Origin of the sequence: Ralstonia condita (assembly GCF_958405655.1) — a bacterium.
Classification (GTDB): domain Bacteria; phylum Pseudomonadota; class Gammaproteobacteria; order Burkholderiales; family Burkholderiaceae; genus Ralstonia; species Ralstonia condita.
Genome location: NZ_CATYWO010000002.1, coordinates 955,696 through 981,744, shown reverse-complemented (window position 1 = coordinate 981,744; position 26,049 = coordinate 955,696). Strand labels below are relative to the sequence as shown.

The 26,049-nt window shown below is 65.8% G+C and carries 21 protein-coding genes; 8 read left to right on the top strand and 13 right to left on the bottom strand.

All coding sequences use genetic code 11. From position 1 onward, the window contains the following. The first annotated feature begins 152 nt into the window (after positions 1–152). Both cls and R2N03_RS10990 read left to right on the top strand, forming a co-directional pair. Positions 153–1,586 carry a cardiolipin synthase gene (gene cls, locus R2N03_RS10995; protein WP_316657605.1) on the top strand — a complete coding sequence of 478 codons (1,434 nt, stop codon included), beginning with the start codon at positions 153–155 and terminating at the stop codon, positions 1,584–1,586. 93 nt (positions 1,587–1,679) lie between these two features. After that, complete coding sequence (locus R2N03_RS10990) at positions 1,680–2,933, top strand: MFS transporter (protein WP_316657604.1); 1,254 nt, start codon at positions 1,680–1,682, stop codon at positions 2,931–2,933. 91 nt (positions 2,934–3,024) lie between these two features. Here the strand turns inward: R2N03_RS10990 and R2N03_RS10985 are convergent, their stop codons facing one another. From R2N03_RS10985 to R2N03_RS10940, 10 genes are all read right to left on the bottom strand, one after another. Then, positions 3,025–4,392: an MATE family efflux transporter gene (locus tag R2N03_RS10985; protein ID WP_316657791.1), complete on the bottom strand. Its 1,368-nt coding sequence runs from the start codon at positions 4,390–4,392 to the stop codon at positions 3,025–3,027. Between the two features lie 23 nt (positions 4,393–4,415). Then, a complete protein-coding gene (locus tag R2N03_RS10980; RefSeq protein WP_316657603.1) occupies positions 4,416–5,048 on the bottom strand; it encodes a DUF2239 family protein in 633 nt (210 codons plus the stop codon). Positions 5,049–5,155: 107 nt separating this feature from the next. Next, the gene (locus R2N03_RS10975; RefSeq protein WP_316657602.1) at positions 5,156–7,927 is read right to left on the bottom strand and encodes a molybdopterin-dependent oxidoreductase; all 2,772 of its coding nucleotides are present in this window, start codon (positions 7,925–7,927) and stop codon (positions 5,156–5,158) included. Positions 7,928–8,220: 293 nt separating this feature from the next. Further along, positions 8,221–9,453, bottom strand: a complete 1,233-nt coding sequence (locus R2N03_RS10970; RefSeq protein ID WP_316657601.1) for an NAD(P)/FAD-dependent oxidoreductase — start codon at positions 9,451–9,453, stop codon at positions 8,221–8,223. An 86-nt stretch (positions 9,454–9,539) separates the two neighbouring features. After that, on the bottom strand, positions 9,540–9,878 hold the full coding sequence (gene nirD / locus R2N03_RS10965; RefSeq protein ID WP_316657600.1) for a nitrite reductase small subunit NirD: 339 nt from the start codon (positions 9,876–9,878) through the stop codon (positions 9,540–9,542). 26 nt (positions 9,879–9,904) lie between these two features. After that, entirely contained in the window at positions 9,905–12,460 is a 2,556-nt protein-coding gene (nirB, locus tag R2N03_RS10960) for a nitrite reductase large subunit NirB (RefSeq protein WP_316657599.1), read from the bottom strand. A gap of 14 nt (positions 12,461–12,474) precedes the next feature. After that, positions 12,475–13,797, bottom strand: a complete 1,323-nt coding sequence (locus R2N03_RS10955; RefSeq protein ID WP_316657598.1) for an MFS transporter — start codon at positions 13,795–13,797, stop codon at positions 12,475–12,477. 368 nt (positions 13,798–14,165) lie between these two features. Beyond that, positions 14,166–14,453 carry a hypothetical protein gene (locus R2N03_RS10950; protein ID WP_316657597.1) on the bottom strand — a complete coding sequence of 96 codons (288 nt, stop codon included), beginning with the start codon at positions 14,451–14,453 and terminating at the stop codon, positions 14,166–14,168. Positions 14,454–14,607: 154 nt separating this feature from the next. Next, entirely contained in the window at positions 14,608–14,862 is a 255-nt protein-coding gene (locus tag R2N03_RS10945) for a GlsB/YeaQ/YmgE family stress response membrane protein (RefSeq protein ID WP_316657595.1), read from the bottom strand. A 152-nt stretch (positions 14,863–15,014) separates the two neighbouring features. Next, positions 15,015–16,559, bottom strand: a complete 1,545-nt coding sequence (locus tag R2N03_RS10940) for a methyl-accepting chemotaxis protein (RefSeq protein WP_316657594.1) — start codon at positions 16,557–16,559, stop codon at positions 15,015–15,017. A 473-nt stretch (positions 16,560–17,032) separates the two neighbouring features. Here R2N03_RS10940 and R2N03_RS10935 point away from each other — a divergent pair, with 473 nt between their 5' ends. The 4 genes from R2N03_RS10935 to R2N03_RS10920 all read left to right on the top strand — a co-directional run bounded on the left by R2N03_RS10935 (position 17,033) and on the right by R2N03_RS10920 (position 20,646). Beyond that, complete coding sequence (locus R2N03_RS10935; RefSeq protein WP_316657593.1) at positions 17,033–17,599, top strand: GbsR/MarR family transcriptional regulator; 567 nt, start codon at positions 17,033–17,035, stop codon at positions 17,597–17,599. 18 nt (positions 17,600–17,617) lie between these two features. After that, positions 17,618–19,006, top strand: a complete 1,389-nt coding sequence (locus tag R2N03_RS10930) for a cytochrome ubiquinol oxidase subunit I (RefSeq protein WP_316657592.1) — start codon at positions 17,618–17,620, stop codon at positions 19,004–19,006. Next, the gene (locus R2N03_RS10925) at positions 19,003–20,034 is read left to right on the top strand and encodes a cytochrome d ubiquinol oxidase subunit II (RefSeq protein WP_316657591.1); all 1,032 of its coding nucleotides are present in this window, start codon (positions 19,003–19,005) and stop codon (positions 20,032–20,034) included. The genes R2N03_RS10930 and R2N03_RS10925 overlap by 4 nt, the downstream gene beginning before the upstream one ends. 180 nt (positions 20,035–20,214) lie before the next feature. Beyond that, positions 20,215–20,646: a PGDYG domain-containing protein gene (locus R2N03_RS10920; RefSeq protein WP_316657590.1), complete on the top strand. Its 432-nt coding sequence runs from the start codon at positions 20,215–20,217 to the stop codon at positions 20,644–20,646. Positions 20,647–20,661: 15 nt separating this feature from the next. Here R2N03_RS10920 and R2N03_RS10915 read toward each other — a convergent pair whose 3' ends face one another. After that, positions 20,662–21,576, bottom strand: coding sequence for a hypothetical protein (locus R2N03_RS10915; protein WP_428984388.1), 915 nt, complete (start codon positions 21,574–21,576; stop codon positions 20,662–20,664). Between the two features lie 152 nt (positions 21,577–21,728). On the opposite strand from R2N03_RS10915, the gene R2N03_RS10910 reads away from it, so the two are divergent. After that, a complete protein-coding gene (locus R2N03_RS10910) occupies positions 21,729–22,625 on the top strand; it encodes an oxygenase MpaB family protein (protein ID WP_316657589.1) in 897 nt (298 codons plus the stop codon). 1 nt (position 22,626) lies between these two features. Here R2N03_RS10910 and R2N03_RS10905 read toward each other — a convergent pair whose 3' ends face one another. Both R2N03_RS10905 and R2N03_RS10900 read right to left on the bottom strand, forming a co-directional pair. Then, positions 22,627–24,198: an MDR family MFS transporter gene (locus R2N03_RS10905; protein ID WP_316657588.1), complete on the bottom strand. Its 1,572-nt coding sequence runs from the start codon at positions 24,196–24,198 to the stop codon at positions 22,627–22,629. A gap of 89 nt (positions 24,199–24,287) precedes the next feature. After that, positions 24,288–25,235: a LysR substrate-binding domain-containing protein gene (locus tag R2N03_RS10900; protein WP_316657587.1), complete on the bottom strand. Its 948-nt coding sequence runs from the start codon at positions 25,233–25,235 to the stop codon at positions 24,288–24,290. A 127-nt stretch (positions 25,236–25,362) separates the two neighbouring features. Here R2N03_RS10900 and R2N03_RS10895 point away from each other — a divergent pair, with 127 nt between their 5' ends. After that, entirely contained in the window at positions 25,363–25,989 is a 627-nt protein-coding gene (locus tag R2N03_RS10895; RefSeq protein WP_316657586.1) for an FMN-dependent NADH-azoreductase, read from the top strand. Positions 25,990–26,049: the final 60 nt, after the last annotated feature.

The following is a 26,049-nucleotide window of genomic DNA, read 5'->3' as shown; positions in this document are numbered from 1 at the left end:
AGCGGTGGCGGGCAGGGGCAGCCGCACACCAGCATGCGGCGTACCCGCCCCTCGACACGCTACGCCAACCGCCGTACGGCGCGTATCCGTGTTTGTCCGACGCCACCCGAGGCATGTCAAAATGCCGCGTGGCATGTCTCCCCTGCCCCTCGATGCTGACCCATACCACCGCATTCGCTGCCTTCCTGTTTCTTGTGCATTGCGTCGGCGTGCTGGCCGCCATGCACGCCGTGCTGACCGTGCGCACGTCGCAAGGGGCCATCGCCTGGGCCATCTCGCTGGTCACGCTGCCTGAATTCACGCTGATTCCCTACCTGATCTTCGGGCGCAGCACGTTTGCCGGCTATGTGGATGCCCGGCGCTTCAACAACGCGCGGCTGCGCGAGATCACGCTCTCCGATGACTGGCGCCGCCTGCGCGACCACGAGTCTTGCGTGGTCGTGCCACAGCACGCCTGCATGCAGGCCCTGCCTCGGCTCACGGGCATGCCGTGCCTGGCGCGCAATCGCGTGCGTCTGCTCGTCAACGGCGCAGAGACGTTCGAAGCCATCTTCGCCGCGATCGAGCAGGCGCAGCGCGTTCTGATCGTTCAGTTCTTCATCGTGCACGACGACGCGCTTGGCCAGCGCCTGGCCGAAGCGCTGCTCGCACGGGCCCGCGCCGGCGTGCGCGTGTACTTCCTGTTCGACAGCATCGGCTGCCATGCCCTGCCGCGGCACTACGTGCAGCGGCTGATCGACGGCGGCGTGCAGGCCAAGCCGTTTTCCACGCACGCCGGCTTCGTCAACCGCTTCCAGCTCAACTTCCGCAACCACCGCAAGCTGGTCGTGGTCGATGGCGAGCGCGCCTATGTCGGCGGGCATAACGTCGGCAACGAGTACCTGGGCGAGAAGCCGCCGCTTGCCCCATGGCGCGACACGCATATCGAGATCATCGGCGCGGCGGTCATGGACCTGCAGCTCACCTTTGCCGAAGACTGGTACTGGGCCGCGCGGGAGGTGCCGCAACTGATCGTCCCTGAATTGCGGGCCGAAGAAGACATGGTGTGCCAGGTGATCGCCAGCGGTCCGGCAGACAAGCAGGAAACCTGTTCGCTCTTCTTCATGGAGGCCATCCAGTCCGCACGCCAGCGGCTGTGGATCACCACGCCATACTTCATTCCCGATGAAGCCGTATTTGCGGCGCTGCGCCTGGCGGTGCTGCGCGGCGTGGACGTGCGCATCCTGATGCCGTCGCGGCCGGATCATCACGTGGTGTTCCTGGCATCAACGCTCTACGCCTACCAGGCTATCCGCGCGGGCGTGAAGATCTATCGCTACCTGCCCGGCTTCCTGCACCAGAAGGTTGTGCTGATTGACGACGATGCCGCCGCTGTCGGCAGCGCCAACCTCGACAACCGCTCGTTCCGCCTCAACTTCGAGCTGATGGTCATGACCGCGGACGCGCGGTTCGCCAACGATGTCGCCCACATGCTCGAGGCCGACTTTGCGCAGGCCACGCGCATCGGCCGCGATGAATACGAACGTGCCCACCCGCTGCGCCGCGTGATCATGCACGTCGCCAAGCTGTTCGCACCGATCCTGTAATCGGGCTGGCCATCGAGTTTGCCCGCAAGAAGCGGAGCGCATCACAACCTTGGCATCCCTACCCTGAAGCCGACTGTCTTCAGGAGAAGCGCGATGTCTGCATCCCTCACGGGGCCGCTGCCGGCGGGTTTCAACCGGCTGGCCGCATCCAACCTGGCCGCGCAATCGGCCGAACAGATCGCATTGGCCGCCATGCCCATGGTGGCCGTGCTGGCCCTGCATGCCGATGCGAGCACGGCAAGCTGGTTACAGGTGGCGCTCACGCTGCCGTTTGCGCTGTTTGCCATCCCGATCGGCATGCTGGCGGACCGCTGGTCCAAACGCACGCTGATGGCCGCGGCAGAGGCGGTGCGCGCGGCGGCACTGTGTGCCGTCGCCGCGCTGCTGATGACCGGTCACCTCAGCCTTGTCACGCTCGGCGCACTGGGCTTTGTGGGCGTGTGCGGCACGGTGGTCTTCAGCGTGGCGGCACCGGCGCTGGTGCCATCGCTCGTGGCGGCGCATATGCTTGCACGCGCCAATGGCCGCATCGAGCTCGCCCGCACGGTGGCCTTTGCCTGCGGCCCGGCCATCGGCGGCGCGCTGATCGGCTGGACGGGCGCTACGGTGGCGTTCCTACTGGCGGCGGCGCTGTCGGCAGTGGCAGCGGCACTGCTGGCTGGCGTGGCCGCGCCGATGCCGGCATGCGGGCGCGCGGCGCATCCGCTGCGAGATATCGCAGAAGGCGCACGCTTCGTGTTCGGACACCCCCTGCTGCGGCCGGTGTTCGCGACGCAGTTTCTCTTCACCACGGCCATCTTCATGGTGTTCGCCATCTTCGTTCCATATGCCGCGTATCGGCTCCACCTGTCGGCGCAGGCCATCGGCCTGACCCTGGCGATGTATGGGGCCGGCATGGTGATCGGCGCCCTGCTGGCGGCGCGCATCCTGGCGCGATGCCGCTTCGGCCACGTGGTGGCCACGGGGCCGGTGTGCGGCTTGGCGGGCGGCATGCTGCTGGCGGCCACGCTGTGGCGGCCGTGGCCCGTGCTGGCGCAAGCGGGCTTCTTCCTGTTGGGTTGCGGGCCGATTCTGTGGGTGGTCAGCACAACGACCCTACGCCAGACGGTGACGCCGCCGGCACTGCTGGCGCGGGTGTCCGCAGTCAACGTGATGTCATACGGTGCGCGGCCAGTGGGCGCCGCGCTGGCCGCGTGGGTCGCCGCGCGGGCAGGCGTGGGAGCATGCCTGCTGGTGGCGCTGGCAGGATTTGCCCTGCAGCTGTACTGGATCGTGCAATCGCCCGCGGTGCGGTTGCTGCATCAACCGCGCGCGGACAAGGCTTCTGCAACGCTCGAGCCGGTCTGAGCTGCGGCGGAGGCACGCTGCACCTCCTACCCAACGCGAAGCGTTGTGCCCAAGCGCCGAGTGCTATCCGCCGACAGTGGACCCCAATCCGTCACACCATGCGGCGGATGCCGAACCGCTGCGCGCGGCGACGCCACACGAACGCGTAATACAGCCCCTGCATGACGAACATCGCCAGGAAGGTGGCGGGATAGGCCGCCCAGATGCCATCCGTGCCGATGTGCCGGCTGAGCACCCAGGCCACCGGCACTTCCACCGCCGCGATGGCGAAAATGGAAATGGCCGTAGGCGCCAAGACCGTGCCGCTGGAGCGCATCACGCCCGAGAAGACGCTCGCCATACCAAAGATGACCGAGCTCCAGAGCGAGATATGCAGCAGGCTCTGCGCCAGGTTCATTACCTCGGTGCTGGTGGTGAACCAGCCGATCACCGCGCGCGAGAACAGCAGCGCCATCACCACCAGCAACCCGGTGATGCCCACGTTCAGCCACAAGCCGGTGCGCGTGATGGCATCGAGCCGGTCCGTATTGCCCGCGCCGATGGCCTGCGCACCCAGGATCGAAGCGGTGATGGCGATCGACATGGCGGGAAACTGCACGTAGCTGATGATCTGCGTGCCGGCGCCGTACGCAGCAGTGGCGTCCGAGCCGAAACCGTTCACAAACGACAGCAGTGCCAGTTCCGCAATTGAGATCACCACGAGCTGGATGCCCGTCGGCACGCCGATCTTCAGCACGGTACGGAGCACGCCAAAGTCCACCCAAAGATGCCGCGCCAGCACGGCGTCCGGCGCCAGCGGATGATGGCGCCGGCGCAGAAAGAACGCCAGCCACGCCAGCGCGATCAGGAACGCAATCGTGGTTGCGACCGCGCCGCTGGCCACGCCCAACTGCGGCAGGCCGAACCAGCCGCGGATGAACGACGGCGTGAGCACGAGGCCGATGGCGGTGGACAGCATGAGCGTGCGCAATGGCGTTCGCGTGTCACCCACGCCGCGCATCATCGCCGTGGTGAGCAGGAAGACGAAGAGGCCCGGCATGGCGTACAGCATCACGCTGGCGTACACCGTGGCGTCATGCAGGATGTCGGCCGGGGTGCCGAGCCAGCGCAGCAGCGCCTGGGCAAACGGGCCACCGAGCAGCGCCACCGCCAAGCCCGCCATGAGGCCGACCGACAGCGTGGTGCCCGCCACGGTCTTGACCGCTTCGGGTTTCTTCGCGCCCCACGCCTGCCCGATCAGCACCGCCGCGCCGGAGCCGAGTCCGATGACGAAGGCGATGAAGAAGAACAGGATCGGAAAGAACGCCGATACCGCCCCCAGGGCCTTCACCCCGAGCATGTGCCCAACGTAGACGTTGTTGAGCGTGCCCGACAACGATTGCAGGATGTTGGCCAGGATCAGCGGTCCGAGAAAGGCGACGAACGTGCGCCACAACGGGCGCGCCGCCACCGCCGGCACGGGAGTGTGAGATGGGTTGGCGCTCATGCAGGGTCTTGTCCTTCTTCTGGTATGGAGGCGGCTGCCGCGTCGAAAGCGCGCCGTGCCAACCCGCGCGCATGGTCGCGCACGTCAGCCGGCCATGTCTCGGAGCAGGCGCTGAAGCGTTCGGCATCCAAAGCGAACAGGGCGCGCAACGCATCTTCATAACCGGCTGCATTGCCAGCCATGGTCGACAGGAAGCGATAGGCCACGTCGATGGCGGTGCGCTGCCGGTCACGGGCTTCGGCGGCGCGGCGCGCACCTTCCACGAGCTTGCGCAGTGTCACCGAGGCGCCGCCCGGTTGCGATGCCAGCCATTCCCAATGGCGCGGCAGCAGGGTGACTTCGCGTGCCGTCACGCCCAGCTTCGGGCGGCCGCGGCCGCGCGGCACTGCGGGTGCTTCAGCGGGTTCGGGAATGATATCGGCAGGAAGCCGACCCAGCACGTCCTCGACCGTGCCGCGCAGGTCGAGTTCGACCACGTTGCAGGTGGCATCGTCAAAGACGAGCACCGAGGCGTCTGCATGGCGGTCGACGTGCACCTTGACCGCCCGCGCAACATCGCGCAGCGGGCCGGCGGCAAGACGCTGCGCGCCGGCAAATGCGGTACAGGTGACAACCGATGCAGGATGCATGACAGGCTCCAGTCGAACGAGAGGAGCCTATTTTATCCGGGCTAAATCAAGAAAACAATATTGCCCGGGTAAATTATTTGTCCATGGCGATGCCAATCCGACCGACCTTATGCGGCCTCTTCCACCGGCACGCGGGTTTCGGCCAGCAGACGCTTGAGTTCCGGCACGCACGAGCCGCAATTGCCGCCCGCCTTCAGGCAGGCCGTGATCTCGCCGGTGGTTTGCAGCCCCTGCGTGCGAATGGCGTCGCAGATGGTATTGCGGCCCACGCCAAAGCACGAGCACACCGTCGGACCGACATCCGCGCCCGCTTCGATCGGCTGGCCGAGCAGCACGCCCGCACGGTCGAGGTCCTCCAGGCGCTCTTGCGCGAACAGGCCCGCGAGCCAGTTGCGCGACGGCAGATCCGGGCGCGGTGACAAAAACACGCAGGCTTCGATGCGGTCATCCACCACGTGCACAGCGCGATAGACACGCGCGGTGGTGTCTTCGTATTCGAGCCAGTCGGCGTGTGGGTCGGTTACGCCCAGCAGCGTGCGGGCCCAATCGTGCACGGAGCCAAGCTGCTGGCGGCCGGCCAGTTCATAGCGCACGAACTGCTTGCCTTGAATGCGCGTCCACCACGTTGCATCGTCGGTGTCGAGTGCGCGGCGCGAGAGCACAAAGCCGTGCCATGCCACATCGAACGGCTCGACCATCACCGGTGTGTGCTTGAACTCGGGCTCGCCCGACACCGGATCGACCTCCGGATTGACGACCGCACCCACGCGCGCATCGGAAGCAAACTGGCCGTTCCAGTGGATCGGCACGAACACGCTGCCACGCGCGATGCCGCCCGTCATGCGCACACGCGCCACCACACTGCCCCAGCGTGACGACACGCGCGCCAGGCCGCCTTCACGCACGCCGGCCAGCAGCGCATCGTGCGGGTGCAGATCGACAAACGGTTCGGGCACGTGGTCAGCCAGCTTGGGCGCGCGGCCCGTGCGCGTCATGGTGTGCCATTGGTCGCGCACACGGCCGGTGTTGAGAATGAGCGGATATTCGCCATCTGCCGCGTGCGCGGGCGCACGGGCGGGCGTCGGCACGAAACGGGCGCGGCCATCGGCGTGGGCGAAACGGCCATCGCTGAAGAGGCGCGCTTCGCTGTTGCCAGACGTTGCGATAGGCCATTGCACCGGCGACATTCCTTCGTATGCATCGGTATCGAGCCCGGTCAGGCCGCCGAGGTGGAAGGCGCGACGCGTGCCGCTCGCATCGTTGGCGTAGGCAGACAGTCGAGCGTGTTCATCAAACACATCGCCCGCGCTCTTGAAGTCGAAGCCGTCGTAGCCCATGCGGCGGGCAACGTCGGCAATGATGTCCCAGTCGGCGCGTGCCTCGCCCGGCGCGGCCAGGAAGGCGCGCTGGCGCGAGATGCGGCGCTCGGAGTTCGTGACCGTGCCATCCTTTTCGCCCCAGCCGAGCGCGGGCAGAACGATGTCGGCCAGCACGGTCGTGTCGGTAGCCTCAACGATGTCGGAAGCGACGACGAGTTCGCACTTGGCCAGTGCACGGCGCGCCTGGTCCGCATCGGGCAGGCTGACCACGGGGTTGGTGCCCATGATCCACACGGCCTTGACGCGCCCGTCTTCAATGGCATTGAACAGGTCGACCGCCTTGAGGCCCACCTTGTCGGCCATGCGCGGTGCGCCCCAGAACGTCTGCACGAGGTCGCGATGCGACGGCTCGTTCAGCTCCATGTGCGCGGCCAGCATGTTGGCCAGACCGCCCACCTCGCGTCCGCCCATCGCATTCGGCTGGCCGGTAATCGAAAACGGCCCCATGCCCGCGCGGCCGATGCGCCCCGTGAGCAAGTGGCAGTTGATGATGCTGTTGACCTTGTCCGTGCCCGCCGTCGATTGGTTGACGCCCATCGAAAACGCGGTGATGGTGCGCTCGGTGTCGGCAAACCAGCTGTAGAAGGTGAGCAGATCGTCGAGCTTGAGCTTGCAGGCCTTGGCGACGGCTTCAACGTCCTCGCTCTCGGTGCCGGCAGCTTCCAGTGCGGCGTCTGGGCCGTTGGTATGCTGCGTGACGAAATTACGGTCCACCACACCGCGCCGCGAGAGGAACGACAGCAGGCCATTGAACAGCCATACATCGGTGCCGGGCTTGATGGGCAGATGCAGATCGGCCAGTTCGCACGTGGCCGTGTGGCGCGGGTCGACCACCACCACCTTCATCTCGGGCCGCGCTTCCTTGGCGCGCACGATGCGCTGGAACAGGATCGGGTGGCACCACGCCGTGTTGGAGCCGACCAGCACGATCAGGTCGGCCGTTTCCAGATCGTCATAGCAGACGGGCACGAGGTCTTCGCCAAATGCGCGCTTATGCCCCGCCACGGCCGACGACATGCACAGCCGCGAATTCGTGTCGATGTTGGCCGTGCCGATGAAGCCCTTCATCAGCTTGTTGGCGACGTAGTAATCCTCGGTCAGCAGCTGGCCGGAGACGTAGAGCGCGACGGAATCCGGGCCGTGCTCTTCGGCGATGCGGCGAAAGCCTTGCGCGACAGCGTCGAGCGCGGTGTCCCACGAGACGCGCTGTAATGGCGCAGGTTTGGCCAGTTGCGGAGCGCCAGCGTCGCGCGAACGCTCGCGCATGGCTGGGAAGAGCAGACGGCCGTCCAGGCTCACGGTCTCGCCCAGGGCCGAGCCTTTCACGCACAGGCGCCCGGCGTTGGACGGATGCGCCGGGTCCCCGGCAATGCCGATGCTGCCATCCGCCTGTGGGGTCGCGAGCACGCCGCAGCCGACGCCGCAGTATGGGCACGTTGTGCGCACTGTCTTGGCAACCGTATCGGATACCGGGTGGATGGGGATGGTGGTCATCGTCATCTCTGTATTGCTTTGCGTGATTGGTGCATCCCTGGTTTCATCCCCTGCCGGGGCTGACTCACTTTTCTTTGTCTTGCCAAAGAAAAGTAAGCAAAAGAAAGGCGCGCCCGAGATGGCGACCCCCTCCTTGAATTTCTGTTGCAGAGAGGGGAAGGGAAAAACTCGCTTCGCTCAAACAGTTTCCCTTCCTTTTTCCTCTCTGCAACAGAAATTCAAGGCGCCATCTAGGACTTCAACGGCCACACCGACAGCGTGCAAGCGATGTTGCCGGTTTCGCGTCCTGCCGGTGTTCATTACGCGGCTTCGGCTTCGCACAGCGCGCGGCCAAACAACAGGCGCTGGCGGATCGACGTGATGGGCACCTCGCGTTGGATCAGGTCGAAGTACCACGGACCGTCGGCCACATCGCCGTACAGCACCGCGCCGACGATGCGGTCTTCCTTCAGGACGAGCCGCTTGTAGACGCCGCGGCGCGGGTCGCGCAGCACGATGTCTTCGGTGCCATCGCCGCCGATGAAATCGCCCGCGGAATACAAGTCCACGCCCGTGACCTTCAACTTGGTCGCGGTGGCCTGCTGGACATAGCGGCGGTGCCCGGCGCCGGCCAGGTGCGCGGCGCACACGCGGGCCTGGTCCCAGATGGGGGCGACGAGGCCGAACGTGGCGCTGCGGTGTTGCACGCATTCGCCCACGGCGTAGATGCGCGGGTCGTAGGTCTGCAGCGTGTCGTCAACGATGATGGCGCGTTCGCAATGCAGGCCGGCGGCCTTGGCAAGCTCGATGTTCGGGCGTACGCCGGCAGTCATGACGACGAGGTCGGCGGGGATCTCGGTGCCGTCCTTGAAGCGCACAGCGGTCACGCGGTCGGTGCCCAGCAGCTCCGCCGTGTGTGCGCCCAGCAGGAAGCGCAGGCCCTTGGCTTCCAGCGCCTTCTGCAGCAGCTTGGCGGCCGGCTTGTCGAGCTGGCGCTCCATCAGGCTGTCGGGCAGGTGCACCACGGTCACCTCCATGCCCTGGCGCATCAGGCCGTTCGCGGCCTCAAGCCCAAGCAAACCACCGCCGATGACGACCGCGTGACGGTGGTTGCGGGCCGCTTCCAGCATCGTCTCCACATCCTGAATGTCGCGAAAGGCGATCACGCCGGGCAGCAGGTGCCCCGGCACCGGCAGGATGAACGGCCGCGAGCCCGTGGCGATCAGCAGGCGGTCGTAGCGCATCTCCACGCCGTCGCGCGAGCGCAGCGTGCGGCGCGGGCGGTCGATGGCGACCACCGGGTCGCCGGCGTGCAGCGTGATGTGATTCTGGTCGTACCACTCGCGCGTGTTGAGCATGATGTCGTCAACCTGCTTCTCTCCCGCCAGCACCGGCGAGAGCAGGATGCGGTTGTAGTTGCCGTGCGGTTCTTCGCCAAACACGGTGACGTCGTACAGGTCCGGCGCGAGCTTGAGCAACTCTTCGACCGTGCGCATGCCGGCCATGCCGTTGCCGATGACGACCAGCTTGGGGCGTACGGTCTTGGCGTTCATGCTGCCTTCTCCTGAAGGTTGTCGGTCATTGGATTCACTCAGTGCCGGCGGCCATGGCCCCCGGCTTACGGCTTACGGCTTGCAGCTCATGCCGCTACCCACACCTTGCCGTCTTCCACCTTGGTCGCGTAGGCATGCACGGAGTTGGCCGGCGCTTCGAGGCACTCGCCCGTGGTCAGGTCGAAGTGCTGCTTGTAGATCGGCGACGCGACGACGATGCGCTCGCCCAGGTTGCCGACCAGCCCGCGCGACAGCACGGCGGCGGCGGAGTTCGGGTCGTAGTTGCCGATGGCGTACACGCTTTGCGGCGTGTTGCCGCCCACACGGAACACGGCAACCTGGTCACCGTCCACCAGCGCGCAAACGCCGGTGTTGGGAACGATGTCGTCCAGGGCACAGACCGGGGTCCAACGGGATGTTTGCATGACGTCCTCCTCTTCCTCTATCAGGCTCAAGCGGCTTCAGCAACAACAGGAATGCGCACGGGCCGCGTCTTCGCACGCTCCTCCACCGTCGCCGGGCGGATCTGGCCGCGCTCCTCGACGAAGACCACATTCGCGTCCTTCGCCTCGCTGTTGACGAAGTGGCGGAAGCGCTTGCGCACGTCGGGGTTGGTCACGGCCGTCTTCCACTCGTCTTGATAGGTGTCGACAACGTGCTGCATCTCGGCTTCGAGTTCGGTCACGATGCCCAGCTTGTCGTTGATCACCACATCCTTCAGATAGTCGAGACCGCCTTCGAGGTTGTCGCGCCATGTGCTGGTGCGTTGCAGGCGATCAGCCGTGCGCACGTAGAACATCAGGAAGCGGTCGACATACTGGATGAGCGTTTCCTGGTCGAGGTCTGCCGCCAGCAGTTCGGCATGGCGGGGCTTCATGCCGCCGTTGCCGCACACATACAGGTTCCAGCCCTTCTCGGTGGCGATGATGCCGACGTCCTTGCCTTGCGCCTCGGCGCATTCACGCGTGCACCCCGACACGCCAAACTTCAGCTTGTGCGGCGAGCGCAGGCCCTTGTAGCGGTTCTCCAGCGCCACCGCAAAACCCACCGAATCGCCCACGCCGTAGCGGCACCAGGTGGAACCCACGCACGACTTCACCGTTCGCAGCGATTTGCCATAGGCATGGCCCGACTCGAAGCCTGCCGCGATCAGCTCTTCCCAGATCAGCGGCAGTTGCTCGACGCGCGCGCCGAACAGGTCGACACGCTGGCCGCCCGTGATCTTGGTGTACAGGCCGTACTTCTTGGCGACCTGGCCCACGGCGATCAGGCCGTCAGCCGTCACCTCGCCGCCCGGCATGCGCGGCACCACGGAGTACGTCCCATCCTTCTGGATGTTGGCGAGGAAGTAGTCGTTGGAATCCTGCAGGCTGGCGTGCTCTTTCTTGAGCACGAAGTCGTTCCAGCACGAAGCGAGGATGCTCGCCACGGCGGGCTTGCAGATGTCGCAGCCCATGCCGCTGCCGTGCGCTTCCAGCAGCGCCTCGAACGACTCGATGCGGCCCACGCGCACCAGGTGATACAGCTCCTGACGCGAATACGGAAAGTGCTCGCAGATGTGGTTGTTGACGGCCAGGCCCTGCTTCTTCATCTCGGCCTTCATCACCTGCGTCATGAGCGGCACGCAGCCGCCGCACGAGGTGCCGGCCTTGGTGGCGTCCTTGAGCGCGCCCACGGTGGTGGCGCCGGCACACACGGCCTGACACAGCGCGCCCTTCGATACGTCGTTGCAGGAGCAGATCTGCGCGCTATCCGGCAGCGCATCCACGCCCAGTGCCGGGCGCGCATTGCCATCGGCCTGCGGGAGGATCAGGAATTCCGGTGCTTCCGGCAGCTCGATGCGGTTGAGCATCATCTGCAGCAGCGTGCCGTATTCGGCCGCATCCCCCACCAGCACGCCGCCCAGCAGGTACTTACCGTCTTCCGACACCACCAGCTTCTTGTAGATCTGCTTGCGCTCGTCGGTGAACTGCACGCTGCGGCTGCCCGGCGTCACGCCCTGCGCATCGCCCAGGCTGGCCACGTCCACGCCCATCAGCTTGAGCTTGGTGCTCATGTCGGCGCCGCTGAACTCTGCCGCGTCGTCTGCCGCCAGGATCTGCTTGGCGGTGATGCGTGCCATCTCATAACCCGGCGCAACCAGCCCGTAGACCTTGCCGCCCCACAGCGCGCATTCGCCAATCGCGTACACGTCGGGCGCGGAGGTACGGCACTCGGAGTCGATCACGATGCCGCCGCGCTCGCCCACTTCCAGCCCGCAGGCGCGCGCCAGTTCATCGCGCGGACGGATGCCGGCCGAGAAGACGACCATATCGGCTTCCAGGTGCGTACCGTCGGCAAAGTTCAGGCGATGTGTCGCCGTTTCGCCGTCGACGATCTCCGAGGTGTTCTTCTGTGTGTGGACGGTCACGCCCAGGTCTTCGATCTTCCGGCGCAGCATGCGGCCGCCGCCGTCGTCCACCTGCATCGCCATCAGGCGGCCGGCAAACTCGACCACGTGCGTTTGCAGGTTCATGTCGCGCAGCGCCTTGGCGCATTCCAGCCCGAGCAGCCCGCCGCCGATGACGACGCCGGTCTTGGCGCGCTGGCCGCACTCGGCCATCGCTTCGAGGTCTTCGATGGTGCGATAGACGAAACAGTCCTTGCGATCTTTGCCCGGCACCGGCGGCACAAACGGCGACGAGCCCGACGCGATGACGAGCTTGTCGTACGGCAGCACCTCGCCGGTCGAGGCCGTCACCGTTTTGGCGGTAGTGTCGATGGCCGTGGCGCGGGCGTTGAGCTTGAGCACCACGTCATCGCGGTCAAAAAAGCCCGGAGCAACGAGCGAAAGGTCTTCCGCCGACTTGCCCGTGAAGAATTCCGACAGGTGCACGCGGTCGTAGGCCGGGCGCGGCTCTTCGCACAGCACCGTCACCTCAAGGTGATGGCCCGGCGCATGCAGCAGGCTTTCCAGAAACTTGTGGCCCACCATTCCGTGGCCAATGACGACGATCTTCATGGTCATGGTGATGTTCTCTTTCAGGCGTTGCCGGCGGCGGCCAGCGTGTTGTCGTACAGCGCTTGTTCGCGCGCCTTGTGTTCCGGCGAGAAACGCACGGCAATCGCACAGATGGCGGACAGCCCGACCAGCGCGCCCAGCACCGAGAGCGTGGCCTGCGTATCGGCCATGCCCTTGAGCAGGAAGCCCGCCGCCACCGCGCCGGCGTTGCCGCCCGCGCCGATGATGCCGGCCACGCCGCCCAGCGCGCGGCGGTCAATGAACGGCACCAGCGCATACGTCGCGCCGCATGCCATGTGGGTGAACAGGCCAAAGCCGAGCATCGCCAGGATGGCCACCGTGACGCTGCCTGCGTGGGCAAAGCCGAACAGGCCCAGGCCCTCGCCCACCATCAGCAGGCACAGCAGTTGGGTGCGCGCATCCAGGCCACGCTTGGCGGCCACGCGGTCCGACACGATGCCGCCGAGTGCCCGGGCAAACAGCGCCAGCAGGCCGAAGCTCGCCGCCGCCATGCCGGCGGCCGACAGCGACAGGCCGAAGTGGTCGACGTAGTAGGTGGCGGCGATGTTGTGGATGAAGATCTCCACGCCAAAGCACGCGCCGTAGGTGATGAACAGCAGCCACACGCGGTAGTTGCCCGCGGCGGCGGCGAAGCTGCCCCAGCCGCCCTTCTTGCCGCCGTCGATCGTCTTGCCTGCGGCACGCAGATCACTGAAGTTGCCTTCGGGGCAGTCCTGCGTGTAACGCCAGTAGAGCGCTGCGACGATCAGCATGGCCGCGCCCGGCACGATCATCGCCACGCGCCAGCCCAGGCTCTGCGTGGCACCCATCATCACGATGGCCGTCAGCAGCAGCGGCATCGTGCCTTGCGCCACGCCTCCGCCAGCATTGCCCCAGCCGGCGGAAGCCGCATTGGCCGTGCCCACCACGTTGGGCGCGAACATGACGGACGTGTGGTACTGCGTGATGACGAAGCTCGCGCCAACCGCGCCGATCGCCAGGCGGAAGAACAGGAACGCTTCGTAGCTCTGCGCGAGCGCCACGCCCAGCACCGGGATCGCACCCAGCGCAAGCAGGCCGGTATAGGTCTTGCGCGGGCCGAAGCGGTCGCACAGCGGGCCGACGATCAGTCGCACCAGAATCGTCACCGCCACGGCGGCGATGTTGATGTTGGCAATCTGCCCGGGCGTGAGGTGGAACTCGCCCTTGAGCACCGGCATGAGGGGTGCGCAGGCAAACCACGCGTAGAAGCAGACGAAGAACGCCAGCCACGTCAGATGAAAGGCGCGCATCTGCGGCGTGCGCAGGCTGAACAGATCGATTCGGGTGGCTTTGCCGGTCATGTCGAATCCCGCTTCTGAAAAAAAAATGGCGTCCGAGAACCCAGCCGCTCTGGCCAGATTCCGGGACGCCGTTGTCCAAGTCGCCCTGGTCACCAGGGCCTTCACCACGAAGAGAGCGAGTCGCCGTTGACCCGCGCCATGGTGCTATGCAACAGGTGTGCCATGCGCGTGAGCCCTTGATCTATCGGGGTTCGCAGTGGCAAGTGGCGCGTGGGCGCGCTGGACGTGCCTCATGCGCGAGCATGGAGCGGCACGGTTTCGGTGCAGGCGGGATTCGGGATGGTGCGGCACAGCAAATACGTCGGCCGCTGGGGCGGGCAATCGGCACACCGTCGATGTGCCGATCCAAGAAAGTTGCGGGTGGGCGTTCAGTAGCCGTTCGTCACGATGGACAGCACCGACAGATCTGGGTGCGTGCCGTCGATGATGCTGCGCGCCACATGGACGGCGTCTTCCACGGCCGCTTCGGGGCTGCCGAAACTGTCGTTGCCGTCAGCATGGAATGGCACGGCGCGTCCCGGCTGTTGGGGATTCGCGCCGGGGTGACAAACATAGCCCGTGTAGGTGTAACAACCACTGTCGGCCCGGATCGGGCTGGGTGACACGTGAATCTCGAACCCTTCGTAGAGTTCCTGGGCTGCGGATGGATCAGACATGGTGGCCTCGCTTGTGACGTATGCCCGCCGCGCCTGCGCTGGTGGCGCGGCTTGGCTGTCCTCGTACCAACCAGTCTAGTTGATGGGGTGAACGGTGGAATCCGGCAACCGGATGACATTCGGCCACGCGCAGCCGCGCGCGTGGCCGGCGCCGCTACCCGCGCTTGATCAGCCGGATGACGAACAGCAGGATGACCGCCCCGATCACCGCCGTGATGATCGACCCCATCCAGCCCCCGCCGGGCGAAATGTGCAGCACCCCGGCCAGCCAGCCGCCGATGAACGCACCGACGATACCAACGACGATATCGGCGAACAGCCCGAAACCGCCGCCCTTGACCAGCAGGCCTGCCAGCCAACCCGCTATCGCGCCGATGATCAGCCAGGCAATCAAACCGTGTGAGGCCATATGCGTGCTCCAAAGAATGTGCGTTGGGAGGAATGTTGCTGCATAGGCATGGTAGGCGAAGACCGCATCATCGCCAGGTGCCCTGCGGGGCGGTTTTTGCAATTGCCCATCCCTGTTGTCCGCCCCATGCCTCCCGTACGCGGGCGCGCGACTCAGCGGAACACGTTCACGGCCTCAACCAGCCGCGTGGCCTGAAGGCGCAAACCTTCGGCTGCCGCGGCGCTCTGGCCGACCAGCGTGGCATTCTCCTGCGTGACCTGATCCAGGTGACTGACGGCCTGACTGACCTGCGTGATGCCGTCGGTCTGCTGGGCGGTTGCCAGGCTGATGTCGGCGATCATGGCCGAGACCTTCTTCACCTGCTCGACGATGTCGTCCATCGTCTTGCCGGCGTCGTCCACCAGCCGGGAGCCCGATTCCACCTTGTCGACACTGGTGCCGATGAGGGCCTTGATCTCCTTGGCGGCGCTGGCGCTGCGCTGCGCGAGGGCGCGGACCTCGCCGGCCACCACGGCAAAGCCCCGGCCCTGCTCGCCCGCGCGCGCGGCTTCCACCGCGGCGTTCAGCGCCAGGATGTTGGTCTGGAACGCAATGCTGTCGATCACGCCGATGATGTCGGCGATCTGCTTGGCGCTCTGCGAGATGGCGCTCATCGTGGCCACCACATCGGCCATGGCGCGGCCGCCATTCAGCGCGGCCTGCGTGGCCTGTCCGGACAGCGTGTTGGCCTGCCCGGCCGTCTCCGCATTGCTCGCCACGGTGGCGGTCATCTGCGTCATCGAGCTCGAGGTTTCCTCCAGGCTGGCCGCCGCCTGCTCGGTGCGCATGTTGATGTTGCCGTTACCCTGGGCGATCTCCTGGCTGGCGGATTGCACGTTGACGACCTGCTCGGCAACATCGTCGATCAGCCACCGGAACATCAGCCCAAGCTGGCTGATCGTGCGCAGCGTCATGCCGATCTCATCCACGCGATCCGAAAGTGCGACCTTCTGGTTTTCTCCGGAGGCCACGCTCAGGGCCTGCTGCAGCATCCGCTCGAGCGGCGCGGCGATCTGCACCTTGAGCCACCACGAGGCCAGGGCCAGCGTGACAAGCTCCGCCGCGGCGAAGCCGCCCAACGCCGCACCCGACAAACCAAATGCCCATGCCACGGCCAGCAGCGCCGGCAACAGCGCGACGAACGTCAACCGGATGCGCCAGCGCACCGGCATTACCTGGAGCCACGAGCGCCAGGCCATCCACCCCGTCCGCACGATCAGGCCCTTGTGGAACTTGCGGCTGCCCGCGTGGCCGGTGCGGAAGTCCTTGTAGAGCGACTCGGCCTGGGCCACCTCCTCGCGCGTCGGCTTGGTGCGCACCGACATGTAGCCACTTGGCTTGCCGTCGCGCACGACGGGCGTGGCGTTGGCGCGCACCCAGTAATGATCGCCGTTCTTGCGGCGGTTCTTGACCAGTGCCGTCCATGGCTGCCCGGCCTTGAGCGTGGCCCACATGTCGGCAAACGCCTCGGGCGGCATGTCGGGGTGACGCACGATGTTGTGGGGTTGCCCCTCGATCTCCTCGCGGGAAAAACCGCTCACCTCGACAAATGCAGCGTTTGCGTAGGCGATGTAGCTCTGCGTGTCGGTGGTCGACATGAGCGTCGCGTTGTCGGGGAACTCGTATTCACGTTGGGTAACCGGTTCATTGACACGCATCGGGGGGTCTCCTTTGATGATTTGCTTTGCAAACGAATCTTCGGCAGAAATCCGCATTTATTAAGCCCCGTAGCCAGCCATTTCTCAGGTTGAACCTTGCATCCCGCATTCATTTGCCAGAGCAGACATTTGCGGCCGAGAAGTCGTTTTATATTCCGAAACCGCTTGCGAATGGCGGAATCATGTCCTGATCTTTGCTTAACGTTTTACCGCGACGGTAGCGGTTATCTTGAAAGCCAGTTCAAAACTCACTCATTTGCGTTATTTCTCGGCGTGTTTAAGGAGGCGGCACTTGAGTGCATCGATGTTTTGTTAGATTGATTCACATGTGAGACACCCTGCCGCGCGTGCCGTCATCGATCAGCCTCCCTCGCCCAGCCCCCCCACATCCCCGCGACAGCGCGTCACATTGCACGGCCGGACCAGGCGACTAAACTTTCAGAAATTCTTGAAACTTGAGAAAGATCAAAACAATGCAACTCTCCCCCTTGAAACAGCGCTTCGTTCTGCATTTCGGCGAGATGGGCAGCCGCTGGGGCATCAACCGTACGGTGGGGCAGATCTACGCGCTGCTGTACTGCGCACGCGAGCCGATCAACGCGGACGAGATTGCCGAAGCACTCGGCTTTTCCCGCTCGAACGTGAGCATCGGCCTGAAGGAGCTGGAGTCGTGGAAGCTCGTGAAGCTGTCCCACAAGCCGGGCGACCGGCGCGAGTACTTCTCTGCCCCTGACGATATCTGGACCATCTTCCGCACGCTGGCGGAAGAACGACGCAAGCGCGAGATCGACCCCACGCTCACGCTGCTGCGTGACGTCATGCTGGAGGCGCCCGTCGATCCGGATGACCGCCACGCCCAGGCGCGCATGAAGGAGATGTACCAGCTCATCACACTCATGACCACCTGGTTTGACGACGTGCAGAAACTGGACGTGGAAGCGCTCCAGCAGCTCATGAAGATGGGCGCCAAGGTGCATAAGTTGCTGGAAATGAAGAACAAGCTCGCCGTCGTCGTTGGCGGCGGCGGAAAAACCAAGTAACTCGCCCCGAGAAGCATCATGTCACTCGATCCTGTTGTCCTGGCGCGCGTGCAGTTCGGCGCCAACATCACGTTCCATATCCTCTTTCCCACCATCAGCATTGCGCTGGCGTGGGTGCTGCTGTTCTTCAAGCTGCGCTACCGCAAGACCGGCGACGAAGCCTGGATGGCCGCCTACCGGCTGTGGGTGAAGGTGTTTGCCCTCACCTTTGCACTGGGCGTGGTGTCCGGCGTGACGATGAGCTTCCAGTTCGGCACCAATTGGCCCGGCTACATGAAGACGGTGGGCAACATCGCCGGGCCGTTGCTGGCGTATGAAGTCCTGACCGCCTTTTTCCTGGAGGCCAGCTTCCTCGGCATCATGCTGTTCGGTACGGGCCGGGTGAGCCAGCGCGTCCACACGTTCGCCACCTTTCTCGTGGCGTTAGGCACCACGATCTCGGTGTTCTGGATCATTGCGCTGAATTCCTGGATGCAGACCCCGACCGGCTACGTGATGATCGATGGCCGCGCGCACCCGGCCAGCTGGCTGGCCATCATCTTCAACCCGTCGTTTCCGTATCGCTTCACGCACATGCTGCTGGCATCGGGGCTGACGGTGTCATTCCTGCTCGCGGGCCTGTCGGCCTATCGCTGGCTGCGCCATGATCGCGGCCCCGATGTGCGTGCCACCCTCAGAACAGGCGTGGCGCTTGCCGCCGTGTTGATCCCGTTGCAGATCGCGGCGGGCGACGCCCATGGCCTGAACACACTGGAGCACCAACCCGCCAAGCTGGCTGCCATGGAAGGTATCTGGCACACGGAGCGCGGCGTGCCTGCCGTGCTGTTCGGCATCCCCGACGAGGCCACGCGGAGCAACCGCTTCGAAATTGCGGTGCCCAAACTGGCATCGCTGTACCTCACGCATTCGCTGGACGGCGAGGTACGCGGGCTCGACACATTCGATCGGCATCCCCCCGTGCTGCCGATCTTCCTTGCCTTCCGCCTGATGGTCGGCATGGGCCTGCTGATGCTCGCCGTGTCATGGACGAGCGCCTGGCGCCTGCGCCGCAACGGCGAGCTGCCGCGCTGGCTGGCGCGCACGCTGGTGGCGATGACGTTCTCCGGCTGGGTGGCCGTGGTCGCCGGCTGGTACGTCACCGAGATCGGCCGCCAGCCGTGGCTTGTCTACGGCGTGCTTACGACCGCGCAGGCCGCCTCCGCCGTGCCCGCCGCCATGATCGGCAGCACGCTTGCGATGTACCTCGCGCTGTATGCCTTCCTCATCGCCTCGTATGTGGGCGTCGTGTTCTACCTGGCTCGCAAGGCCGGCGGCGCGCTCGATCCAACCGACGCCGATGCCACCGGCACCCCCGTGATCGAAACCCCCACCCCGGTCTTCGCCCGGACCGCCCGGAGCCCAGCATGAACACCTTCCCCGACCTGACCCAACCCGCCGGCTGGCTGCCGGTGGTCTTCATGGTTCTCATGGGCATTGCCGTGCTTGCCTATGTGGTCCTCGACGGCTACGACCTCGGCGTGGGCATCCTGCTGCGCCGTGCCGACGACGCCGAAAAGGACACCATGATCGCCTCGATCGGCCCGTTCTGGGATGCCAACGAGACGTGGCTCGTCCTGGGCGTCGGCCTGCTGCTCGTAGCGTTTCCAGCCGCGCACGGCGAGATCCTGGGCGCGTTGTATTTGCCCGTGGCGCTGATGCTGTTCGGGCTGATCCTGCGCGGCGTCGCCTTCGACTTTCGCGTCAAGGCGCGCGCGCACCACAAGCCGTGGTGGAACCGCGCGTTCTACGCGGGTTCGGTCATCGCCACCGCTGCGCAGGGCATGATGCTTGGGCTGTACATCACCGGCTTCCAGTACAACGCAGCGAATGTCGTGTTCGCCATTTGCACGGCGGGCGGCCTGATTGCCGGCTATCTGCTGCTGGGCGCCACGTGGCTCATCATGAAGACCGAGGGTGCCCTGCAGTTGCGCGCGGTGCAGTGGGCGCGCGGCAGCCTGTGGTTCACCGCGCTGGGCGTGGCAGCGGTGTCGCTGGCCACGCCCTGGGTCAGCACGCGCGTGTTCGACAAATGGTTTGCGTTGCCGAACATCATCCTGCTGGCGCCGGTGCCCCTCGTGACCATTGTGCTGTTCGGCCTGATCGACTGGGTACTGCGCCGGCTGCCACGGCAGATCGCCAACGGCGACGAGCATCTCATCTGGGCGCCGTTCGTCGGTACTGGCGCCATCTTTCTGCTGGCCTTCAACGGCCTCGCCTACAGTCTGTTCCCGTATCTCGTGGTCGATCGACTCGACATCTGGCAAGCCGCAAGCGCACCGGAATCGCTCGAGTTCATGCTGGTCGGCGTGGCGATCGTGCTGCCGACCATCGTGGCCTACACCATCTATTCGTACAAGGTGTTCCACGGCAAGGCGACGGAACTGCGGTACTACTGAGCCGAGGCGGAACGTCCGAGCCACCTGCGCGGCGGCCGGGCGGGCGAGGCGCGATCGCATGGTTGCCGCGGCATCGAGGGCGCAACGCCGCCCTCTCTGTATCCCGTCAGGCGGATTCCGCGCTACGCTTACGCCCCCCATCGCGATACGCGCCCACCCATGCCCGACATGCCTCGCTCCATGCCCACCCTGCAACACATCGACCTTCGCACGGATCCCGCCGCACGCCCCTTCGTCAAGGACGAGACTGTCCACGTCGACTTTGCGTCGGAACCCGGCGAGCTGATGAGCCTGGAAGGCCCGAATCGCTACGCGCCCGGAGATGCACTCATCACCGGCTCGACCAGCGACCGCTGGGTGGTCTCACGCGACCGCTTCTATGCCAAGTACCTGCCGGCCGATCCATCGCATCCCCACGGCCGGCCCGGTGCCTACCGCAACCGCCCCAGCGTGGTGCTGGCCGTACAGATGCACGACGCGTTCGCCATTGCCCGCTCCGAAGCCGGTGACGTGCTGCGTGGCCAGGCAGGCGACTGGCTCCTGCAATACGCGCCCAACGACTATGGCGTTGTGCAGGCGCAGCGGTTCGCCAAGGTGTATCGCCCGGCTTGACGCCGCGTTGCGGCATCACCGCGCCGTCTGCTGGCGCTCGATTTCGTGCTGCTTCATTTGCAGGTAATCCTGCCGCTCCACTTCATGCAGCTGGCGCGGATACTGCTCGGTGGCGTTGAACCACGTGATCAGGCGCTGCTGCAGCCGCTTGTCGGGCGGCGCGGCGAGCGCCTTCAGATACGCGTCGATGGCGAGGTAGTACCGCATCGTATTGCGCTCGAGCAGGCCGCGCACGCCACCGACATACTCGGGCTGCGCAGCCGGCGCATCCGCTGTCTTGGTAAAGCCGACCTTGTCACTGCCGATGGTCGCCAGGTACGTGCGCATCGCCAGTTGGCCGGCGGTGCCGTAACCGTACGCATAGGTCAGGTGCAGGAAGGTGCGATTGCCGCCGGTCGGAGCCGGAGTGGCTTCCAACACGATGCGGTAGTCGCGCGTACTGAATGGCCCGGATTCAGCATTCAGTTCCACGCGAAAGTAATCCGGGTTGCTGAGGACCGGGCGGTAATTGAACGTCAGCCGGTAGCTGCTGGAGAGCGACTGCTCGACCTTTCGCCCCAGGTTGACGTCCAGCATGCCTGCGCGGGCGCCCGCCGTCGCGTGGCAATACTTGATGTTCAGATGCAGGATCAGCACGTCGCACCAGTTGGCAGGCCCCTGCGCGGGGTCGTTCAACGCGCCGCTGACGGTAGCGAAGGGGTAGTCGACCACGCTGTAGATATCGCCTTTGAGCATGCTGGACGTTTCGGTGGATTCGAGCACCAGCGGGCGGTGAAACGGGTTGTCGGCCAGTTGCGGGGCCAGGGCCTGATACTTGTCGCGCAAGGACGGGGCGCTCTGCGCACGCGCCGCCTGGCTGAAGCCGAAACCAGCCAGCGCCAGGGCCATCGCGCCCAGCCAGCCAACATGTCGATGAAAGTGCATGTGCATTGAAGGTTCGGTGAGTGGTCTGTGCATTCTAGAAGCCGACAACGCAACAAACGATCCTGACCCGTTGCACGCGCGCTGCGACGTTCTGTCATCCCGGCGTGGAATGCAGGGCGTCGTTAAAATGAACGCCCCTTCGCTTGCCACCCGGCACCATGTTTTCCCCGCTTGAAACGCTGCGCGAACGCATTGCCAACCAGGTCCGCGGCCTGACCCGTGCCGCTGGCGGCGTGTCGCTCGACATCGATTCTCCGCCCGGTGACCCGGGCCTGTTTGGACCCGATGCGGTCTGCTGGCAGGTGCACGCCGATTTTCCTGCGATGATGGCTGGCGGCGTCAGCGCGCTGCTGCTGCAGGCCTTGCACCCGCGCGCGCTGGCCGGTGTCTGGGACCACTCCAACTTCCGCGAGGACCTCCAGGGGCGCCTGGGCCGCACCGCGCAGTTCGTGGCCGGCACCACCTATGGCAGCCAGCGCGACGCGCTGGCGCTGATCGAACACGTCAAGCTGATCCACAACCGCGTGCAAGGCATTGCACCAGACGGGCGCCCCTATTCCGCCAACGACCCGGACCTGCTCACCTGGGTGCATGTGGCCGAGATGTCCAGCTTCCTGGCGGGCTATCTGCGTTATGTCGATGGCGGCCTGAGCGGCGCCAGGCAGGACCGGTATTTCGAGGAGACCGCGCTGGTTGCCGAGCTGCTCGGCGCACGCGATGTACCGAAGTCGCGTGCGTCCGTCCGCGACTACCTGAATGCCATGCGCGCTGAACTGGTGGCCAGCGACCGCACGCGCACGGTGGTGGAAGTCTTGATGAGATGGCAGGCACCCCGCCCGGGACTCCAACCCGCCGTGCGGGTGTTTCTTGATGCCGGGATCGAATTGCTGCCGCCTTGGGCCACGCAGATGCTCGACCTTGAGCCGCCGCCGTTGCGCGCCGCCCTGGCGTCGGTCGCCATGCGCGCGGCTGCCCCCACGTTACGCTGGGCACTGTACGGCGGCAGCATTGCCCGCCGCGCCCGGCGCCGGGCGCTCGCACCCGCCACGCGCTAGCTCAGTCCACCGCCTGCGCGACAGACACCTTGCCGCGCAACGCCTTCTCTTCCAGGCGCACGAGCAGCAGCGGCGAGACAACCGACACCGCCGCCGCAAAGAAGAAAAGATGCCGGAAGGCGCTCTCGCCCGCGCGCTGCAGCGCCTGCGCATCAGCGCCGCTGCTGGCGAGCGCGGCATGGAACAGATCCATCAACAGATCACCGCCGGCCGCCACCTGCGCTGCTGGCGCGGCTTGGCGCAACAGCGCAATCAACACCGACGTCAGCACCGCAACGCCCACCGCGCCGCCCAGCAGGCGGGAGAACGCGGTCAGCGCCGTTGCCAGCCCCACGGTGTGGGGCGGCACGGCGTTCTGCGTGGCCACCAGCCCGGTCGGAAACTGCACGCCGATCGAGAGGCCCAGCACGATCATCGCCAACGCCAGCGGCCACACGTTGTGCGGGTCAAGCAGCCCCAGCGCGACGATGGCAAACGGGACGACGCATGCACCGCCCACCATCAGCGGCTTGTAGCGGCCGCTGTGCGTCATCCACTTGCCGGCCAAGAAAGCCCCAAACGGAATCGACAGCGTAAGCGGCACCAGGCGCAATGCCGCGCCATCCGGGCTGGCTCCGGCCACCATCTGAAAGCGCAGCGGCATCAGCACCGAGGTGGAGATCAACTGGAAGAAGCACAGGAACAACGCGAGGCAGCAGATCGTGACCGTGCGCACCCGAAACATCGACAGCGGAATGATCGGCTCGGCCGCCCGGTTCTCCTGCCAGACGAACGCGCCCAGCACCGCCAGGGCAGTGATCAGCAGCGCGAGATTCTCCGCCTGCGTGACGGGCACACCTTGCCCGACGCGCGTGATCATCAGCAGCAGCGCGGTCAGGCCGACCGCAAACAGCAGCACGCCCGGCACGTCGATCGGGCGGCGCTGGTGCGCCACCGGCAGATGCCGCAGCGTGCGGCGCACCACAAACAGGGCGACGATGCCCAGCGGCAGGTTGATCCAGAAAATCCAGCGCCACGAAAGGTAATGCGTGAGGTAACCGCCGATGACGGGGCCAGCCAGGCTGGCCATGGCCCACATGCCGCTCACATAGCCTTGGTAGCGGCCGCGCTCGCGCAGCGGCACCACATCGGCAATCGTGGCCTGTGCCACCGAAATGAGCCCGCCGCCGCCCAGCCCCTGCAGCACGCGCGCAATCAGCAGCATCGGCATGCTGGTCGCCAGCGCGCAGGCCACCGAGGCAAGCACGAACAGCGTAATGGCCGTGGTGAGCATGGCGCGTCGGCCGTACATGTCACTGAGCTTGCCGTAGATGGGCGTGACGACCGTGGACGCCACCAGGTACGCCGACACCACCCAGGCCATCAGCGCAAAACCGTTGAACTCGCCGGCAATGATCGGCAGCGCCACCACCACGATGGTCTGCTCCAGGGCGCCCAGCAGGATGGCCAGCATCAGCCCACCCATCACCGCCATCACCGGAATGTCGGGCGCCGGCGGCGTGTCGAGCGGGTGGGTCAGGGGCGCCGTGAGGGTCTCTGCCTGGGGCGGCTCAATGCGGGGACGGGAGGACATGGAAGGGTGCGTGTGCGCCCTCACAGGCGCGACACGAATGGCAAAAACGAGGCGGTCGATGATACTGCTGATTGTCAATCGTTGCAGGGTCAACGATCAGGGTTTCGGGCAATGTCTTCATAACACCGGCTGACGCGGGTTGTCATGCCGGGCAGTTCGCCAGCCAGGAATTCGATGAAGGCGCGCACCGCCGGTACGAGCCCCCGTCGCGACGGAAATACCGCATGAAACTGGTGGACGGGCAAGCGGTAGCTGGGCAGGAGCACGATCAGCCTGCCATCGCGGACAGGCTCCGCGCACAGGTTGAAGGGCAACTGCGCGACGCCCACACCCGCCATGGCCGTCTGCCCCATCAGATAGAGATCGTCCGTGACGAGCGCGGGGGTGTAGTCGATCTCCACCACGCCACCTTCGGGAGCCGTCACGCGCCAGCGCGCGCGCTCCCCGCCGGCACCCGCCGCGCCGACGCCCGTCACGCCGCGCATCGATTCGGGTGTATCGAACGGCCCATACTCGGCCACAAACGATGGGCTGGCCACCAGCACCTGGTCACTGACGCCGAAGCTGCGCACCACCAGGTTGGAATCGTCCAGCGTCGCGCGCACACGCAGCGCCACGTCGTAGCCCTCGCCGATCACGTCGACACGGCGGTTGGTCACGTCGAGCTCGAGCCGAACATCGGGATGCGCCTGGAGGAATCTCGATAGCACCGGGGCGACGAACACGTGCGCCACACCCACCGGGCAACTCACGCGCAGACGGCCGGAGGGCTTTTCACCCGCATGCTCGGCCACCTCGAACGCGGCGCGGGCGGCCTGCGTCATCGATTCGCAATGCGTGTAGAACGCCGAGCCGACGTCCGTCACATGCACCGCCCGCGTCGAACGCTGCAGCAGCCTGACGCCCAGACGACGCTCCAGGTCCGCCACGCGACGGCTGACCCGTGACTTCGGGATGCCCAGCGCCCGTGCGGCACCGGAAAAGCTGCCATGCGTCACCACGCTGGCAAACAGGACAAGGTCGTTCAGATCTTCCACGGGCCGCTCTCCAGGGGTTTCCGCATTGTCTCATCCATAGAACGATGTATGCCAATTCTGCCCACTACTGGAACTTGCCGCACCGCACTATCTTTGCGTCAACCCACCTTTTTCTTGGAGAGACATCATGCAAATCCTTCAACTCGATTCCAGCATCCTGGGCGATGCATCTGCTTCGCGCCTGCTGACCGCCGCCATCGTCGATGAGCTGCGCCGCGAGCAGCCGCAAGCCTCCGTGGTCCACCGTGATCTGTCGGTCGAAGCGATCCCGCATCTGGACGGCGCGATTGCCGCGGGCTTCCGCGCCACCGGCAACAGCGATTTCGACGATGCCACCCGCGCCGAGCATGCCCGCTCCGAGGCCCTCGTCAACGAACTGCTGGCCAGCGATGTGATCGTGGTCGGCGCGCCGATGTACAACTTCTCGGTCCCGAGCCAGCTCAAGGCCTGGATCGACCGGGTGGCGCAAGCCGGGCGCACGTTCAAGTACACCGAAAACGGCCCCGTCGGCCTGGCCGGCGGCAAGAGGGTGATCGTCGCATCCACGCGAGGCGGCATGTATTCAGCCGGCCCGGCAGCCGCGATGGACTTCCAGGAGGCTTACCTCAAGACGGTGTTCGGGTTCTTCGGGATCACCGACGTGCAATTCGTGCGCGCCGAGCGCCTCGCCATGGGTCCGGAGGCACGCACGCAAGCCCTGGAGGCCGCACACGCAGCGATGCGCGATGTGGTGAGCCTGGCCGTGGCCGCCTGATCAACGGCTCGCGCAAGACGAAAACGGGCGCCCGCGGCAAGGCGGCGCCCGTTTCGGGTG